Origin of the sequence: Planosporangium thailandense, from assembly GCF_011947195.1 — a bacterium.
Taxonomy (GTDB): domain Bacteria; phylum Actinomycetota; class Actinomycetes; order Mycobacteriales; family Micromonosporaceae; genus Planosporangium; species Planosporangium thailandense.
This window is the reverse complement of record NZ_JAATVY010000051.1, coordinates 1-15419: the sequence shown is the minus strand read 5'-3', so window position 1 is coordinate 15419 and position 15419 is coordinate 1. Positions and strand designations below refer to the sequence as shown.

The 15419-nt window shown below is 70.3% G+C and carries 16 protein-coding genes; 13 read left to right on the top strand and 3 right to left on the bottom strand.

What is annotated here, in order from left to right:
• The 10 genes from HC031_RS31665 to HC031_RS31620 form a co-directional block, all read left to right on the top strand.
• The coding region (locus HC031_RS31665; protein ID WP_420813717.1) for an MlaE family ABC transporter permease at positions 1-750 on the top strand (750 nt) is incomplete at its 5' end.
• A 1-nt stretch (position 751) separates the two neighbouring features.
• The gene (locus tag HC031_RS31660; RefSeq protein WP_167929138.1) at positions 752-1555 is read left to right on the top strand and encodes an ABC transporter permease; all 804 of its coding nucleotides are present in this window, start codon (positions 752-754) and stop codon (positions 1553-1555) included.
• Between the two features lie 2 nt (positions 1556-1557).
• A complete protein-coding gene (locus HC031_RS31655) occupies positions 1558-2835 on the top strand; it encodes an MCE family protein (protein ID WP_167929141.1) in 1278 nt (425 codons plus the stop codon).
• A 67-nt stretch (positions 2836-2902) separates the two neighbouring features.
• Complete coding sequence (locus HC031_RS31650; protein ID WP_167929137.1) at positions 2903-3958, top strand: MCE family protein; 1056 nt, start codon at positions 2903-2905, stop codon at positions 3956-3958.
• On the top strand, positions 3955-4944 hold the full coding sequence (locus HC031_RS31645) for an MCE family protein (protein WP_167929136.1): 990 nt from the start codon (positions 3955-3957) through the stop codon (positions 4942-4944). The genes HC031_RS31650 and HC031_RS31645 overlap by 4 nt, the downstream gene beginning before the upstream one ends.
• Complete coding sequence (locus HC031_RS31640; RefSeq protein ID WP_167929135.1) at positions 4944-6167, top strand: MCE family protein; 1224 nt, start codon at positions 4944-4946, stop codon at positions 6165-6167. Before HC031_RS31645 ends, HC031_RS31640 begins: the two co-directional genes overlap by 1 nt.
• A complete protein-coding gene (locus tag HC031_RS31635) occupies positions 6164-7612 on the top strand; it encodes an MCE family protein (protein ID WP_167929134.1) in 1449 nt (482 codons plus the stop codon). The genes HC031_RS31640 and HC031_RS31635 overlap by 4 nt, the downstream gene beginning before the upstream one ends.
• Positions 7609-8904: an MCE family protein gene (locus HC031_RS31630; RefSeq protein WP_167929133.1), complete on the top strand. Its 1296-nt coding sequence runs from the start codon at positions 7609-7611 to the stop codon at positions 8902-8904. The genes HC031_RS31635 and HC031_RS31630 overlap by 4 nt, the downstream gene beginning before the upstream one ends.
• The gene (locus HC031_RS31625) at positions 8901-9839 is read left to right on the top strand and encodes a hypothetical protein (RefSeq protein ID WP_167929132.1); all 939 of its coding nucleotides are present in this window, start codon (positions 8901-8903) and stop codon (positions 9837-9839) included. Before HC031_RS31630 ends, HC031_RS31625 begins: the two co-directional genes overlap by 4 nt.
• Before the next feature lie 101 nt (positions 9840-9940).
• Complete coding sequence (locus tag HC031_RS31620) at positions 9941-10399, top strand: hypothetical protein (protein WP_167929131.1); 459 nt, start codon at positions 9941-9943, stop codon at positions 10397-10399.
• Between the two features lie 46 nt (positions 10400-10445).
• Here HC031_RS31620 and HC031_RS31615 read toward each other — a convergent pair whose 3' ends face one another.
• The gene (locus HC031_RS31615) at positions 10446-11219 is read right to left on the bottom strand and encodes a LysR substrate-binding domain-containing protein (protein ID WP_167929130.1); all 774 of its coding nucleotides are present in this window, start codon (positions 11217-11219) and stop codon (positions 10446-10448) included.
• A gap of 141 nt (positions 11220-11360) precedes the next feature.
• Between HC031_RS31615 and HC031_RS31610 the strand changes: the two genes are divergently transcribed.
• Positions 11361-11741 (top strand): DUF5997 family protein, encoded by a 381-nt coding sequence (locus tag HC031_RS31610; RefSeq protein ID WP_338090933.1) that lies wholly within the window; start codon positions 11361-11363, stop codon positions 11739-11741.
• Between the two features lie 29 nt (positions 11742-11770).
• On the opposite strand, the gene HC031_RS31605 is transcribed toward HC031_RS31610, so the two are convergent.
• Positions 11771-12133: a VOC family protein gene (locus HC031_RS31605; protein ID WP_167929129.1), complete on the bottom strand. Its 363-nt coding sequence runs from the start codon at positions 12131-12133 to the stop codon at positions 11771-11773.
• Between the two features lie 380 nt (positions 12134-12513).
• On the opposite strand from HC031_RS31605, the gene HC031_RS31600 reads away from it, so the two are divergent.
• Positions 12514-12807: a hypothetical protein gene (locus HC031_RS31600; RefSeq protein WP_167929128.1), complete on the top strand. Its 294-nt coding sequence runs from the start codon at positions 12514-12516 to the stop codon at positions 12805-12807.
• A 345-nt stretch (positions 12808-13152) separates the two neighbouring features.
• Positions 13153-14385, top strand: coding sequence for an RNA-guided endonuclease InsQ/TnpB family protein (locus HC031_RS31595; protein WP_167929127.1), 1233 nt, complete (start codon positions 13153-13155; stop codon positions 14383-14385).
• A 280-nt stretch (positions 14386-14665) separates the two neighbouring features.
• Here HC031_RS31595 and HC031_RS31590 read toward each other — a convergent pair whose 3' ends face one another.
• Positions 14666-15145 carry a hypothetical protein gene (locus HC031_RS31590; RefSeq protein WP_167929126.1) on the bottom strand — a complete coding sequence of 160 codons (480 nt, stop codon included), beginning with the start codon at positions 15143-15145 and terminating at the stop codon, positions 14666-14668.
• Positions 15146-15419 lie beyond the last annotated feature (274 nt).

Below are 15419 nucleotides of genomic sequence, written 5' to 3'. Positions count from 1 at the left end.
CTGCGGATCTACGGCAACTTCTTCGCGTTCTGCCTGGACGCGCTGCGGGGCGTGTTCCGCCGGCCGTTCCAGGTGCGCGAGTTCATCCAGCAGGCCTGGTTCATCAGCTCGGTGTCGATCCTGCCGGCCGCGCTGGTGTCCATCCCGTTCGGCGCGGTCATCGCGCTCCAGCTCGGCTCCCTGACCCGGCAGCTCGGCGCGCAGTCGTTCACCGGCGCCGCCTCGGTCATCGCCATCGTCCGCGAGGCGGGGCCGATCGTGACCGCCCTCATCGTCGCCGGCGCCGCCGGCTCGGCGATCTGCGCCGACCTGGGCTCACGCAAGATCCGCGAAGAGCTGGACGCGATGGAGGTGCTGGGCATCGACCCACTGCACCGCCTCGTCGCCCCGCGGATCGTCGCCTCGATGGTGATCGCCGTGCTGCTCAACGGCCTGGTCAACGTCGTCGGCGTGTGCGGCGGCTACGCGTTCAACGTGATGATGCAGGGCGGCACGCCGGGTGCGTACCTGGCGAGCTTCCAGGCGCTCGGCCAGCTTCCGGACCTGGTCGCCGGCGAGATCAAGGCGGCGGTGTTCGGCATCGTCGCGGCGGTGGTCGCCTCCTACAAGGGGATGACGGCGAAGGGCGGCCCGAAGGGTGTGGGTGACGCGGTCAACCAGAGCGTCGTCATCACGTTCATGCTGCTGTTCGCGCTCAACTTCGTCATCACGGCCGTGTACTTCCAGGTCGTACCGCAGAAGGGGAGCTGACGTGGCCATCTTCGACCGCCTCGACGATCTCGGCGGGCAGCTCTCCTTCTACCTGCGGTCGTTCGCGTGGACACCGCGCACGGTCCGGCGGTACAAGAAGGAGGTCATCCGCCTGCTGGCCGAGGTCAGTTTCGGCACCGGCGCCCTCGCGGTGCTCGGCGGCACCGTCGGAATCATCGCCTTCATGACGTTCTTCACCGGCACCGAGGTCGGTCTGCAGGGCTACCAGTCGCTCAACCAGATCGGCAGCAGCGCGTTCACCGGCTTCATCTCCGCGTACTTCAACACCCGGGAGATCGCTCCGCTGGTGTCGGCGCTGGCCCTGTCGGCCACGGTCGGCTCGGGCTTCACCGCCCAGCTCGGCGCCATGCGCATCTCCGAGGAGGTCGACGCCCTCGAGGTGATGGGCATCCCGTCGCTGCCGTTCCTGGTCACCACACGGATGATCGCCGGGTTCATCGCGGTCATCCCGCTGTACATCATCGGGCTGCTCGCCAGCTACCTGGCCACCCGCAGCATCGCGACCATCTACTTCGGCCAGTCGACCGGAACCTACGACTACTACTTCCACCTCTTCCTGCCGCCGGCCGACGTGCTGTGGTCGTTCGCCAAGGTGCTGGTCTTCAGTCTCGTGGTCGTCCTCGTGCACTGCTACTACGGCTACACCGCCAACGGCGGACCGGCCGGCGTCGGCGTCGCGGTGGGCCGGGCGGTACGGCTCGCGATCGTCTCGGTCAACCTCGTCGACTTCTTCCTGTCGCTGGCGATCTGGGGCGCCTCCACGACCGTACGGATTGCGGGGTGACCATGAACCGGAACCGATTCCTCGGCATCGCCTTCATCGTCGTCCTCGCCGCCGCGCTGACGGCGTCGGTACTGCAGTACGAGAAGGCCTTCACCCCGGTCACCTGGGTGACGCTGAAGGCCGACCACACCGGTGCGCAGATCCTCGAGGGCGCCGAGGTCAAGATGCGCGGCGTCGTCGTCGGCGACGTTCGCGGCATCACCTCCGACGGCCACACCGCCACCCTCCGCCTGGCCCTCGACCCCGCGCAGGCGCCGCTCATCCCCGGCAACGTCACCGCCCGGCTGCTGCCCAAGACGCTGTTCGGTGAGCGGTACGTCGCGCTGATGCCGCCCGACGGGCGGGCGTCCGGTCCGATCCACGCCGGCGCGGTGATCGGCCAGGACCGGACCAGTTCGGCCATCGAACTGGAGCGGGTGCTCGACGACGTGCTTCCGCTGCTGCAGACCATCCAGCCCGACAAGCTCGCCGCCACCCTCGGCGCGCTCGCCGAAGCGCTGCGCGGCAACGGCGACCGCATCGGCCAGGACCTGGTCTCGACCGACACCTACCTCGCCACGCTCAACAAGCAGCTGCCGACGATCCGCGACGACGTCCGCAAACTCGCGAGCGTGCTGGACACCTACAGCGGAGCGATGCCTGACCTGCTGTCGATCCTGCGCGACGCCTCGGTCACCGCCCGTACCGTCGTCGACCAGCGCACCCAGCTGGCCAGCTTCCTCGCGGACACGACCGACGCCGCCGACGTCACCCGCAACTTCCTCGACGACCACGGCGACCAGCTGATCCAGCTCGGCTCGGTGAGCCGGCCGGTGCTGGAGCTGCTCGCCGAGTACGCCCCGGAGTACCCGTGCGTCACCCGCGGGCTGGTCACGCTCCAGCCGCAGCTGGAGAAGGTGTTCTCCGGCGGCCGGATGCACATCACCCTCGAGGTCACGCAGAACAACGGCAAGTACGTGGCGGGCCAGGACGATCCGGTGTACGGCGCGAAGAACGGCCCGGACTGCCGTGGCCTGCCCGGGCCGCCGGTGCCGGCGCCACAGGTGGCCCTCAACGACGGGTACGACTACGGCACCAAGCGCCAGACGCCCCTGCTGGCGGTCGGCGTGCCCGCCGGCGCCCCGAGCCCGGCGATGGGCACCGCCGGTACCGCCGAGGAGCAGGACCTGCTCAAGCCGCTGGTCGGCGCGGCCACCGGAACGCCGCCGGGGCAGGTACCGGACATCGCAGACCTCCTGTGGGGCCCGCTGCTGCGCGGAACGGTGGTGAACGCGCAGTGAGCGAGCGAACCAGCAGGCTCAGTGCAGTCGAGCCTCATGCCGGCACGGAGCGAAGCGGAGGGCCGGCATGAGTAAGGCACTCGATGGGCGCGGGATTGTCGCGCCGCTGGTCAAAGTCATCGTCTTCGCGGCGGTCACGCTGGTCCTGACCGGCCTGCTCGCGCAGACCCTCGGGTCGATCAGCTTCAACCCGGGCACGACGTACCGGGCCCAGTTCACCGACGTCGCGGGCCTGCTCCCGGGCGACGACATCCGCGTGGCGGGGGTCAAGGTCGGCCAGGTCACCGACATCAAGCTGGTCCACACGAAGATCGCCGAGGTGACGTTCCGCGTCGACAACCAGGTGCCGGTGGAGACGACGGTCCAGGCCAAGATCCGGTACCGGAACCTCGTCGGCCAGCGTTACATCGCGCTCTCCGAGGCGCCGGGCAACGGACAGCGGCTGCGGCCGAACGGGCTGATCCCGCTGTCCCGGACCGTACCGTCGCTCGACCTGACCGTGCTGTTCAACGGCTTCCGGCCACTGTTCACCGCGCTCACCCCGACCGACGTCAACAAGCTGGCGTACGAGATCATCCAGGTCCTGCAGGGCGAGGGCGGCACGATGGCGAGCCTGCTGCAGCACACCGCCTCGCTGACCAACACCCTGGCCGACCGGGACGCGGTGATCGGCCGGGTCATCACCAACCTCAACAACGTCCTCGCCACCCTGAGCGAGCGCGACCACAACCTCGACCAGACCATCACGCAGTTGCAACAGTTCGTGTCCGGGCTGGCCGCCGACCGTACGGCGATCGGCGACGCGCTGGCCAACCTGGGCGAGCTGACCGGCTCGACCGCGTCGCTGCTCACCGACGCGCGGGCGCCGCTCGCCTCCGACGTCGGCAACCTGGGCAAGCTCGCCACGACGCTCAACCAGAACGCGTCGGTGCTCGACGACACGCTCCAGCGGCTGCCCAGGCGGTACGACACGCTGACCCGGACCGCCTCGTACGGCTCCTGGTTCAACTTCTACCTGTGCGACTTCGACGGCAACGTGACCCTGCCCGGCGCGGGCTCGGTCAACCCGGCGACGTTCAGCGCGCCGGGCGCCCGCTGCTCCGGTTCGGGAGGTGGCAAGTGAAACCGTTCCGGGAACGCAACCCCGTCGTCATCGGCGCGATCGGCATCGCGGTGCTGGCCGGCATGGTGCTCGCCGCGTTCCGCGTCTCGGACCTGCCGCTGATCGGCGGCGGCACCGAGTACAAGGCCGCCTTCCGGGACGCGAGCGGCCTGGTCAGCGGCAACGAGGTCCGCATCGCCGGGGTCAAGGTCGGCACGGTCAGCGGCGTCGAGCTGGCGCGCACGGCGCACAGCACGTACGTGCGGGTCCGGTTCCGGGTCACGGACGGCGCGGTGCACCTGGGCCGCGACACCGAGGCGACGATCCGTATCAAGACCGTGCTCGGCCAGAAGTACCTCGCGCTCGACCCGTCGGGTACCGGCCGGCTGGCCCCCGGCGGCGAGATCCCCCTGGACCACACGGCGTCGCCGTTCGACGTCATGCAGGCGGTGACCGGGCTGGCCGGCACCCTCGACCAGATCGACACCAAGCAGTTGGCAGGAGCGTTCACGGTTCTCTCGCAGACGTTCGCCGACACTCCGGCGAGCGTGCAGGCGTCGCTGACCGGGCTGTCGCGGCTGTCGCAGACCGTCGCCGACCGCGACGCGCAGCTACGCGACCTGCTCTCCCACGCGCGCACGGTCACCGGCGTACTCGCCGACCGCGACACGGAGTTCCAGAAGCTGGTGACCGACGCCAACCTGCTGCTCGACGAGGTCAACCGGCGCCGCGACGTGATCCACAACCTGCTGGTGACCACCAACGACCTGGCCACCCAGCTGTCCGGGCTGGTCACCGACAACCAGAAGCAGTTGCAACCGGCGCTGCAGCAACTGCGCGACGTCGAGTCGATCCTGCAGCGCAACAGCGACAACCTCCAGCACGCGCTGCAGTCGATGGGCCGGTTCGTCACCGCGTTCTCGAACGTCGTCGGCAACGGGCGCTGGTTCGACTCGTACGTCGCCGGGCTGCTCCAGCCCTACCAACCCACCATCGGAGGTCGCTGATGAGGTGGCGGACCTGGGTGGCCGCCGGCGCGGGCGTGGCGCTCGTCGCCGCGGCCGGCGTCGCGATCTGGCAGGCGCGCACCCCGCAGCGGCGGCTGGTCGCGGACTTCGAGAAGACCATCGGCATCCACGACGGCTCGGACGTGCGGGTGCTCGGCGTGAAGATCGGCTCCGTGGTCGCGGTGAAACCGCAGGGCAGGTCCGTACGCGTCGAGATGGCCTACGACCCCCGGTACGACATCCCGGCCGACGCCGAGGCGGTCATCGTGCCGCCGAGCGTGGTCAGCGACCGGTACATCCAGCTCACCCCGGCGTACTCGGGCGGGCCGCGGATGGCCGACGGGGCGCACCTGTCGCTGTCGCGAACGGCCGTGCCGCTGGAGGTCGACGACGTCTACAAGGCCCTCGACGACTTCAACAAGGCGCTCGGCCCGAACGGGGCGAACGCGAACGGCGCGCTGACCGACGTACTCGCCACCGGCGCGAAAAACCTGCAGGGCAACGGACAGAACCTGCACGACACCCTCGACGGGCTGTCCAAGGCGCTCACGACGCTGTCCGACGGCCGGCAGGACCTGTTCGGCAGCATCGACAACCTACAAAAGTTCACCACCGCGCTGGCCGAGAGCGACCAGCAGGTCCGCCAGTTCAACCAGCAGCTGGCCACCGTCTCCGAGCAGCTGGCCGGCGAACGCGACGAACTGGCCACCGCGCTGCACAGCCTGGCTGCCGCGCTCGCTCAGGTCACCACGTTCGTCAAAGACAACCGTGACCTGCTCAAGTCCAATGTGAACGCGCTGACCGACATCACCGGCGTACTGGTGCGCCAGCAGCGGGCCATCATCGACATCCTCGACGTGACGCCACTGGCGCTGTCCAACCTCAACCTCGCGTACAACGCCCGGTCGGGCACGCTCGACACCCGCGACAACGCGATGGGCCCGTACGATCCCGCGAGCTACGTCTGCTCCCTGATCGTCGACACGCTGTCGTCGACGCAGGTACCGCAGGAGTGCTTCGCGCTGGCACAGACGCTCAACGCGCACAGCCTGCCGATGACCGACCAGCTCCGCAAGCTGATCGGGCTGCCACCCGGTACCGTGCCCGCCGCCACCGGCACCTCCACCCCGCAGCCAGCGGGGTCCACGGGGGCGGGACCGGCGACCGGCGTCATCACCGACAGCGACCCGACGCTCGGCGGCATCCTGCGGGGGAAGTCATGAACCGGCGGCTCGCCCGTACCGGCCCGCTCACCGTCGCGGGGGCGCTCGCGGTGGCGCTCACCGCCGGCTGCACCCCGCCCAGCCTGGCCGATCTCCCCCTGCCCGGCAGCGCGCCGAGCGGCGCCGCGTACCACGTCACCGCCGAGTTCTCCGACGTCCTCGACCTGGTGCCGCAGTCGGCCGTCAAGGTCAACGACGTCACCGTCGGCAGCGTGGAGAAGATCTCGCTGTCCGGCTGGACCGCCCGGGTCCGGATGAAGATCGACAAGAAGGTCCACCTGCCCGACAACGCGACCGCCTCCGTCCGGCAGACCAGCCTGCTCGGCGAGAAGTTCGTGGAGCTGGCCCCGCCCACCGCCGGGAAGCCGGTCGGGACCCTGTCCGACGGCGACGTGATCCCGCTCGCGCGCACGCAGCGCAGCGCGGAGGTCGAGGAGGTACTCGGCGCGCTCGGCCTGATCCTCAACGGCGGCGGCCTGGCCCAGCTAAAGACGATCAACGAGGAGCTGGCCAAGGCGCTCGACGGACGGGAATCGAACGCCCGCGACGCCCTGAGCCAGCTCAACACGTTCGTCAGCGGCCTGGACGCGCAGAAGGAAGACATCGTACGCGCCATCGACGCGCTGGACCGGCTCACCGCCCAGCTGTCGGCGCAGCGCGCCACGATCGGGACCGCGGTCGACTCCCTCGCCCCCGGCCTGACCGTGCTCAACCAGCAGCGCGCCGACCTCACCAACGCGCTCACGGCGCTGGGCCAGCTCGGGCAGGTCGGCACACGGGTGATCAACGCCAGCCGGGACAACACGATCGCCGACCTCAAGTCGCTGCAGCCGATCCTGGACCAGCTCGTGCAGGCCGGCAACGACCTGCCGAAGTCACTGGACTTCATGCTGTCGTACCCGTTCCCGCCGAACGCCGACAGCGCCGTCAGCGGCGACGCGATGAACCTGCACGCCACGCTGGACCTCAGCGCCGCGGACATCCTGTCCAACCTGGTCGCCGCGACCGGCCCGGTGCCGACGTACCAGGCGAAACCGTCCCCGTCGAACATCAAGCCGACGGCGCCGAAGGTCCCGACGCCGACCCCGGCCACCCCGCCCGTACCCGGCGTGCTGCCCCAGGTCTGCATCCCGGCCGGCGCGGTGCTCCCCGGCCTGGACAAGCTGCCGGCCAGTTGCAAGCTGCCCGCCGAGTGCACGTCGCTGCCGCCGGGCAGCCCCATCCCGACCGGCGGGTACGTGCCACCCGACGGCCTTGTCCCGGCCGGCACCGTGCTGCCCCAGGGCACCCGGCTGGTACCCGGCACCATCCTGACGCCGGGCTGCCTGCTGCCCGACCAGACCGGCACGACGCCGACCCTGCCCAGCCTGACCGGAGCGACCGGCGAGATCGTCGGGCAGCTCGGCGGCCTCGGCAATGTCCTCGGAGGGGGGCTGCACCCGTGATCACGCGAACCGTCCGCATCCAGGTTCTCGCGTTCGTCGTCGTGGCCATGCTCGGCATCGGGTACGTGGGTCTGCGCTACGTCGGCCTCGGTGGCCAGCTCATCGGCGGCACCTACCTGGTACACGCCGACTTCGCCCAGGCGGGTGGCATCTTCGCCAACGCGCCGGTGACCTACCGGGGCGTCGAGGTGGGCCGGGTGACGGCCGTCAAACTGCACGGCAACGTGGTCCGGGTCGACATGACGATGCAGCACGGCACGCAGATCCCGACCGACCTGCACGCCGTGGTGTCCGAGCGGTCCGCGGTCGGTGAACAGTACGTGGACCTTCGGCCGGACACCGACGCCGGCCCGTACCTGCGCAACGGCGCCGTGATCCCCGCCAGCCGCACCGGCCTGCCGCTGGCCCCCGAGGTCCTGCTGACCAACCTCGACGCCCTCGTCCGCTCGGTGAACCCGCAGGACCTGACCACGGTCATCAACGAGCTGGGCACGGCGTTCGAGGGCAGCGAGACCGCCCTGCGGCAACTGCTCGACGCCAGCGGCTCCCTGCTCGAGGACGCCAACCGGAACCTGCCGCAGCAGCTGAAGCTCATCCAGGACGGCGACACCGTCCTCACCACACAGATCGCCTCGTCGGACGCGATCCGGCGCTGGGCCGCGGCGCTCGCCCAGCTCAACGCGACGCTGCGCAGCTCCGACCCGGACCTGCGCAAGCTGCTCGCCGCCGGGCCGCCGGCAGCGACCCAGCTGGTGGGGCTGCTGCGCGACCTGGACCCCAACATCGGCACGCTGCTCGGCAACCTGGTCACGGTCAACGGCATCGCCGCCCGGCGGGTGGCCGGCATCGAGCAGGCGCTCGTCGCGTACCCGATCGTGGTGGCCGGCGGTTTCACCGTCGTACCCGGGGACGGCACCGCGCACTTCGGCCTGGTCGTCAACGTCAATGACCCGCCGTCGTGCAACTACACGCAGAGCCGCGAGGCGTACGCCTGCACGGCGAGCGAGCAGAGCCAGGGCGCGGGCGTACGCAGTGCCCAGCACGCGCCGCGGCCCGGCGGCTCCGCCTCGACGCCCACCTCGACCGGCTCCGGGTCGACCGGCTCCGGGTCGACCGGCGGCGCGCAGTCGGCGGCGCAGGACAGCCCGGCCGCCGCCGGCTACGACCCGACCACCGGCGTGGTCACCGGACCGGACGGGCTGCCGCTGGAGCTCGGCGGCACCGGCGGCCAGTACCAGATGGCGGGCGAGCAGTCCTGGAAGCAGCTGCTCCTGGCCGGGATCGCGCCATGAGCACGGATGAAACGAACAGCGCGGACGGGGTGGAGGAGCCAGGAATGTCGACACCTACGAGATCAACGGCTGAGCTGCGGCGCCTGGCGCGCCGCCGCACGGTGGTACGCCGCCCGCCGCACCAGTCGGCCGGCACGGCGGCGGAAGCTGCTGACAGTGGTGCGACGCTGGTCGACAACGGGCCGGCCGTGACGGACAGCGCCGCGGTGCCAGTCGACGCCGCCCCGACCGACACCGCCCCTGTCGACACCGCCCCGGTCGACGCCGCCCCGGTCGACGCCGCCCCTGTCGACGCCGCCCCTGTCGACGCCGCCCCTGTCGACGCCGCCCCTGCTGACGCCGCCCCTGTCGACGCCGTCCCTGCTGACGCTGCCCCGGCCGAGCGCGACCGGGCGGCGCGGCGGAGCAGGCGCTCCAGCAGTCGCACGCGTTCGGGCGGGGGCGCCCGCCGCGGACCGGGGCTGCTCGTCGTCGGTCTGCTCGTCCTGCTCGTCGCGGCGATCGCGGCAGCCGGCTGGGGCGGGTACGGCTGGTACCAGCGGCAACAGCTCGACGCGGCACACCAGCAGGCGCTCGCAGCCGCACGGCAGACCACCGTGAACTTCGTGTCGGTCAGCGCGAAGACCGTCGACCGCGACCTCCAACGGGTCACCACCGGCGCGACCGGCGACTTCAAGGACGAGTTCAGCCGGGGCGCCGCGCAGGTACGCGCCGCGGTCGTCGAGAACAACGTGGACTCGCGCGGCTCGGTCCTGCGCGCCGCGCTCGTGTCCGGCGACACCGACTCGGCCGTCGTGCTGGTGGCCGTCGACGCGACCGTCAAGAACGTCAAGGTGCCCCAGGGCCGGCTGTCCCACTACCGCATCCAGGTCAATATGACCAAGGACGCGAAGTCGGGGCGGTGGCTGGTGGCGAAGCTCCAGTTCGTGGGCTGATCGGGAGGTTTGCGATGCGAGGTTCTGGCGCTGTCGGTTCTGACCATGTCGGTTCTGGCCCTCTCGGCCGCCCCCGCGCCGGCGCTCCCGGCCGTGGCCTGGTGGTCGGGCTCATCGTCGCCATCGTGGTGTTCGCCGCGGTCGCCGGCGCCGCGTGGTACGGCCGGTACCGCGGGGAGCAGCGCGACGGCGCCATCCGGGACGCGATCGCGGCGGCCGGCCCCGCCGCGCAGGCGATCTTCTCGTACGACTACCGCACCTTCGACTCCAGCGTCGCCAACGGCAAGACGTTCGTTACCGGTGCGTTCGCCAAGGAGTACGCGCAGACCACCTCGTCGCTGAAGACCGCGGCGACCAAGGAGCAGGCCGTGGTCCGCGCCCAGGTTTCGGCGACCGGTGTCATCACCGCGACCCCGGACCGGGTCGATCTGATGCTGTACGTCAACCAGTACCGGCGCAACGTCAACATCGTCGGCGAGAAGGTCGACCAGAACCGGGTGACGCTGACGATGGTCAAGGTGGGCCGGGACTGGCGGGTGTCGGGCGCGACCGCCATCTGAATACGGCCGCAACGCGGCACCGCCGCCGTCGCCGCCGTCGCCGCCGTCACCGCCGCCGTCGCCGCGGCGGCGATGTGCGCGGGTTCGGGCCGCCGCGGCGGGCGCCTGCGCGCCCTGATGCGGGCGTACGGCGAGCCGCGCCGCCCTCGGTCGGTGTCCGCACGGACGGTTCGGGGGACGCTGCCGGCGCCTGCGCCCGTCCGCGGGTGCTGTTCGCCGTCCGGCCACGGACGATCCCGATCATCTCCTCGATGAGGTCGGTGTACCGGTCGCGTGCCCATACGAGCGCGACCGAGGACGTCGGGGCGTCGGTGACCACGCGATACGTGACGTCGCGGCGGTGGTGGGCGCGGGCGAGGGACTGCGGAACGACGAGGACGCCGACGCCCGCAGCCACGAGCTCGACAGCGGTAGCCGTGGTGGCAGGGCGGTCGGTGGCGACGGTCGCGGGCGCAACCGACGCGCCCGTCCAGTCGAGCACGTCGTCCAGGGGCCGCAGCAGCGTCTCGTCGGCAAGATCCGCGACGGTCACCTCATCGGCCGCGGCGAGCAGGTGATCGCGGGGAACCACGACGACCGTCACCTCGGTGTACAGCGGGATGGCGTGGAAGGTGTCCTGGTCGACCGGCAGCCGGACGAGACCGGCGTCGGCCCCTGCGGTCAGCAGCGTGGCGGCGGCCCGGGCGGCCTCGGCGGGTACCAGTTGCAGATCCACCCCCGGCAACCGCTCGGACCATCTGCGGCCCCACTTGTCCACGGTGACACCGGGGACGATCAAAAGCCGGAACGTCGCGGGGCGGCGATCCTCGGGGACGGGCACGTTACCTCCGACGCGTCGGCCAGCCGCAAGCGGATGCGGTACCAGCTCAGGGTATCGGGAGCCCCGAACCTGGCAGGTGACGGCGGGCACCCCGGTCCGGGCGATGTGCCCGGCTGGTTGCCGGGTCGATACCCTGATCAGGTGAACAAGCCGAAGAAGTCCCAGCTGATGAAGCCCGCCACGGCGGCGCAGAAGCTCGGCGTGTACCTGCCGGCGACACCGCGGGAGTTCCAGGAAGGCTTGGTGTCCCGCGAGGAACTCGACGAGCTCCAGCACAACCCGCCGCAGTGGCTCGTCGATCTGCGCCGGAACGGTCCCCACCCGCGGAGTGTCGTTGCCGCCCGACTACGGGTGTCCAACAGCGGGTTGGCCCGCGGGGGCATCACGGAGCCGCTCACGACCGCGCAGATCGCGGCCCTCATCGCTGAGCCGCCGCCGTGGCTCATGCGTGAGCGCGAGACGTACGCCGAGGTACGGCGTGAACAGCGGCGACTGCAGGAACAGCGGGACGAGACCGACTAGACCACCGGTCCGGCCGCCGGAGTTCGGGCTCAGTTGGTGGTCAGGCAGAAGGGATGGCCGGCCGGATCCGCATACACCCGCCACCCGACAGGTTTGTCCGACCCCTCCAACAGTGTCGCGCCGAGCGCCAGCACCTGAGGCTCGGCTACGTCAAGGTCGTCCACCATGACGTCGAGATGTAGTTGCTGCGGGCAGCCGGCCCCGGGCCATCGTGGAGACTGATAGTCCGGTACTTCCTGAAACGCCAAACGCATGCCGTTGTCGCCGCGCAGGGTGAGCCAGTCGCCATTGGCGGACTGTTCGCGTTGCCAGCCGGTCACCTGCTGGTAGAAGGCCAGCAACGACTCCGCATCTGGACAATCGAGCACCACTGCGTACACGCGGCCGATCACAGCTTCTCCTCGCGTTCTGCTCGCATTCTGCTCGCGTTCTCCTCACCGCAGCGAAGCCGTCCGCCTAGCCTGGTGCATAGGACCCCGGCAATCTAGCGCACCCTGGATCCAGGGACGAAGACGAAGGCACTCCAGCTGCCTCGCCACCGGCCAAGGGGGCGATGCACTCCTAAGGGGCAATGCACTCCTTAGGAGCGAGGCACTCCTAAGGGGCGAGGCACGGCTGAGGGGCAACGTCACGCCTGTGCCGCACGTGTTCGGAGGGCTGTCGGCACCGGTCGCCAACCAGGCACTACGGCCGACCGTCGCGCGCCACTGGCCGCTCCGGGGGTAATACCCGCGGCACGAGCAGGCGTCGGAACGCGTGAGAACATGCGCCCATGAGCGGAGACGAATCCATCGACGTGAGCGCCCTGGCCATCAACGTCACGATCCCGGAGGAGCTCCGCTGGACCGACACTCGACGCGGTGAGGAGTTCACGCTGACCACGCTCAACGTCCGACTCCTGCCGGACGGGAGCCTCGCGGCGAAGGCCTACGGCCGACCGACAGGCGGCGGCCGCGGCACCTACGTCTCGTTCCCGGTGCCCGACAGACCCGAGGTGGTGGCCCTGGTCGACAAAGCCGCCAGCCGCGCCGGCGCGCTGTGGACCGCCCACCGCGGTCTCAGCTGAAGGTACGACTCGTGCCACGCGGCAGGCGTCTGTCGGGCTGCGGTCGTGACACCGATAGATAAGAAGCCGAATCGAGTGGGGCCCCGAGAATGGACGAGAGTCGAGAGCCCCGGCGGCCTGAGCCGGCAATTCCCGTCCCAGCGGAGTGGGGCAGGTGGTCTGGCGGACATAGCCGCATTCCTGAAGACAACCACAGTGCAGCAGCTACCGAGACCGTCCGCAGTGCTCCGGCCTTCAGGCCGGGGGTGAAGCGGACCTTCCCGCGTCGCGGGGCAGGGGACGCCTATCCGCCGGCAAGGCGGATAGGCGTCTGGGTTTGTCAGACGGGGAGGATACGGTGCGATCGTGCAGCTGCGGTACAGCTATCGCGTCTACCCGACGCCCGGCCAGTGCGAGGCGCTGGCGCGGGCGTTCGGGTGCGCGCGGGTGGTGTTCAATGACGGGCTGCGCGCACGTCAGCAGGCCCGAGAGGCTGGGTTGCCGTACATCTCGGACGGGGAGCTGTCGAAGTGGGTCATCACCGAGGCCAAAAAGACCCCGGAGCGGGCGTGGCTTTCGGAGGTGTCGGCGGTGGTGTTGCAGCAGGCGCTGGCCGACCTGAACGTGGGGTACCGCAACTTCTTCGCCTCCTTGTCGGGCAAGCGCAAGGGCCGCCGGGTGGGTCCGCCTCGGTTCCGATCCCGTAAGGACAACCGGCAGGCGATCCGGTTCACCGTCAACGCCCGGTTCACGGTGCGCGACGACGGCCGGCTGCGGCTGCCGAAGGTCGGTGACCTGCGGGTGGTGTGGTCGCGGCCGCTGCCGGCCGACCCGTCGTCGGTGACGATCATCAAGGATGCGGCGGGCCGGTACTTCGCGTCGTTCGTCGTGCAGGCCACCGACGAGCCGCTGCCCGAGCTGGACACCGAGGTCGGTATCGATCTTGGGCTGACGCACTTCGCGGTCATGGCGGACGGCACGAAGGTGGCCGCTCCGAGGTTCCTGCGCCGCGCCGCCCGCAAATTGCGTCGGTTGCAGCAGGACCTGTCCCGCAAGCAGAAAGGCTCGAACAACCGCAAGAAGGCCGTCGTGACGGTCGCCCGCGCGCACGCGAAGGTGGCCGACACCCGGCGGGACTGGCAGCACAAGCTGTCCACGACGATCATCCGCGAGAATCAAGCGGTGTACGTCGAGGACCTGTGCGTCGTTGGTCTCGGCCGGACCCGGCTGGCCAAGTCCGTCCACGACGCCGGTTGGGCATCTTTCGACGGGATGCTGGCGTACAAGGCCGCCCGGTACGGGCGGACCTTCGCCAAGATCGCCCGGTTCGCGCCCACATCGCAGACGTGCTCGGCGTGCGGCCGACTCGACGGACCCAAGCCGCTGTCCGTGCGGTCGTGGACCTGCCCGTGCGGCGCGGTTCACGACCGGGATGTCAACGCGGCCCGCAACGTGTTGGCCCAGGGGCGCTGGGACAACTCAAACGACCGTGGAGTGCACGTAAGACCGGCACCAGTGCCGGCGGCGCGCAGGGAAGCGGTAATCCACCCGGGCGCCGCGCGTTCCCCGCGCAGCGCGGAGGGAATCCCCGTCCTTTAGGGCGGGGAGAACGTCAATCCGCGGCAGCCTCATTGTCTACGCCGAGGAGCGGGGTCGGTAGGTGGCGACAATGACGCCGGCGGTTGTCGGCGTCGTGTCGACCAGATGGCCCGTGGTCGAGGCGATCTACCTCTACCTCGACGGCAACACCATCATCCTGCCAACCCAGACCTGACGGCGGACGCCCTGGCATGACAGCGGTACTTCGCTGGCCGAGCGTCGACCCTGGTCGGGCGGCGCCGCTGCTACTTCCGACCGGTGAACGACCCCGCCCGGAACGTCAGCGGTCCGGCAGCATCCAGGTCTCGCAGTCCAGGCGTTCGGACAGGTCCTTGAGCAGGCGGCGCAGCGCCTTCTCGCCGTCACGCCGATGCCCGCGCCCAACAGTGAACGGCACCAACTTCGCGCCGACACCGGAGGCGCAGTTGAAGGTGCGTTGACGCACCACGGTGTCGCCCGACGTGCCCTCCTCGACTTGGAACCGGCCACACCACCACCATTGCCCGCGGGCTTGAACCCAGCCACCATCGTGGTCAACCTCGATCGTCAACGGGATGCCGACCACGATGGCGCTGAAGACATCCGGGCCGCCGGTAACCAGGACCTGTCGATCAGCATGTCCACCCAGGACTAGGGGAACATCGGCCCCACGGAACTCGCCCGTCGTGACCGCGAGCACGACCGGCCGAACTCGACCGACAGGCGCGGCCACCACACCGACGTGCTCCGACAACACCGGACCCGGATCGCGCAGCGCCATACGTCCATCCTGGCAACCCCAGCAAGGAGCGCGCTACTCAGATCGACCCACACAAAGCCAAGGAATAGTACGTGCGTTCGAGGTTTTGTCGTAGGCGGCCGGTAGCGTGCCGGGCGTGGAGGACGCGCTGGCGGTGATCGACCGGGCTCTGCAAGAGTGCCGGGCGCAGCCGGCGTGGGCCGCCTCGGACGCGGCGCTGGTGGCGCGGCTGGATCGCACGATGGTGCTGGCGGCGAAGCTGGCCGCGGTGCAGCTGGCGCTCATCCGGGAAGTC

Excerpts from the sequence above, each read along its gene's own strand:
- HC031_RS31600 (WP_167929128.1), top strand. The coding sequence starts at position 12,514 with ATGAGCGGAGACGAATCCATCGACGTGAGCGCCCTGGCCATCAACGTC.
- HC031_RS31635 (WP_167929134.1), top strand. The coding sequence starts at position 6,164 with ATGAACCGGCGGCTCGCCCGTACCGGCCCGCTCACCGTCGCGGGGGCG.
- HC031_RS31640 (WP_167929135.1), top strand. The coding sequence starts at position 4,944 with ATGAGGTGGCGGACCTGGGTGGCCGCCGGCGCGGGCGTGGCGCTCGTC.
- HC031_RS31625 (WP_167929132.1), top strand. The coding sequence starts at position 8,901 with ATGAGCACGGATGAAACGAACAGCGCGGACGGGGTGGAGGAGCCAGGA.
- HC031_RS31590 (WP_167929126.1), bottom strand. The coding sequence starts at position 15,145 with ATGGCGCTGCGCGATCCGGGTCCGGTGTTGTCGGAGCACGTCGGTGTG.
- HC031_RS31655 (WP_167929141.1), top strand. The coding sequence starts at position 1,558 with ATGAACCGGAACCGATTCCTCGGCATCGCCTTCATCGTCGTCCTCGCC.
- HC031_RS31650 (WP_167929137.1), top strand. The coding sequence starts at position 2,903 with ATGAGTAAGGCACTCGATGGGCGCGGGATTGTCGCGCCGCTGGTCAAA.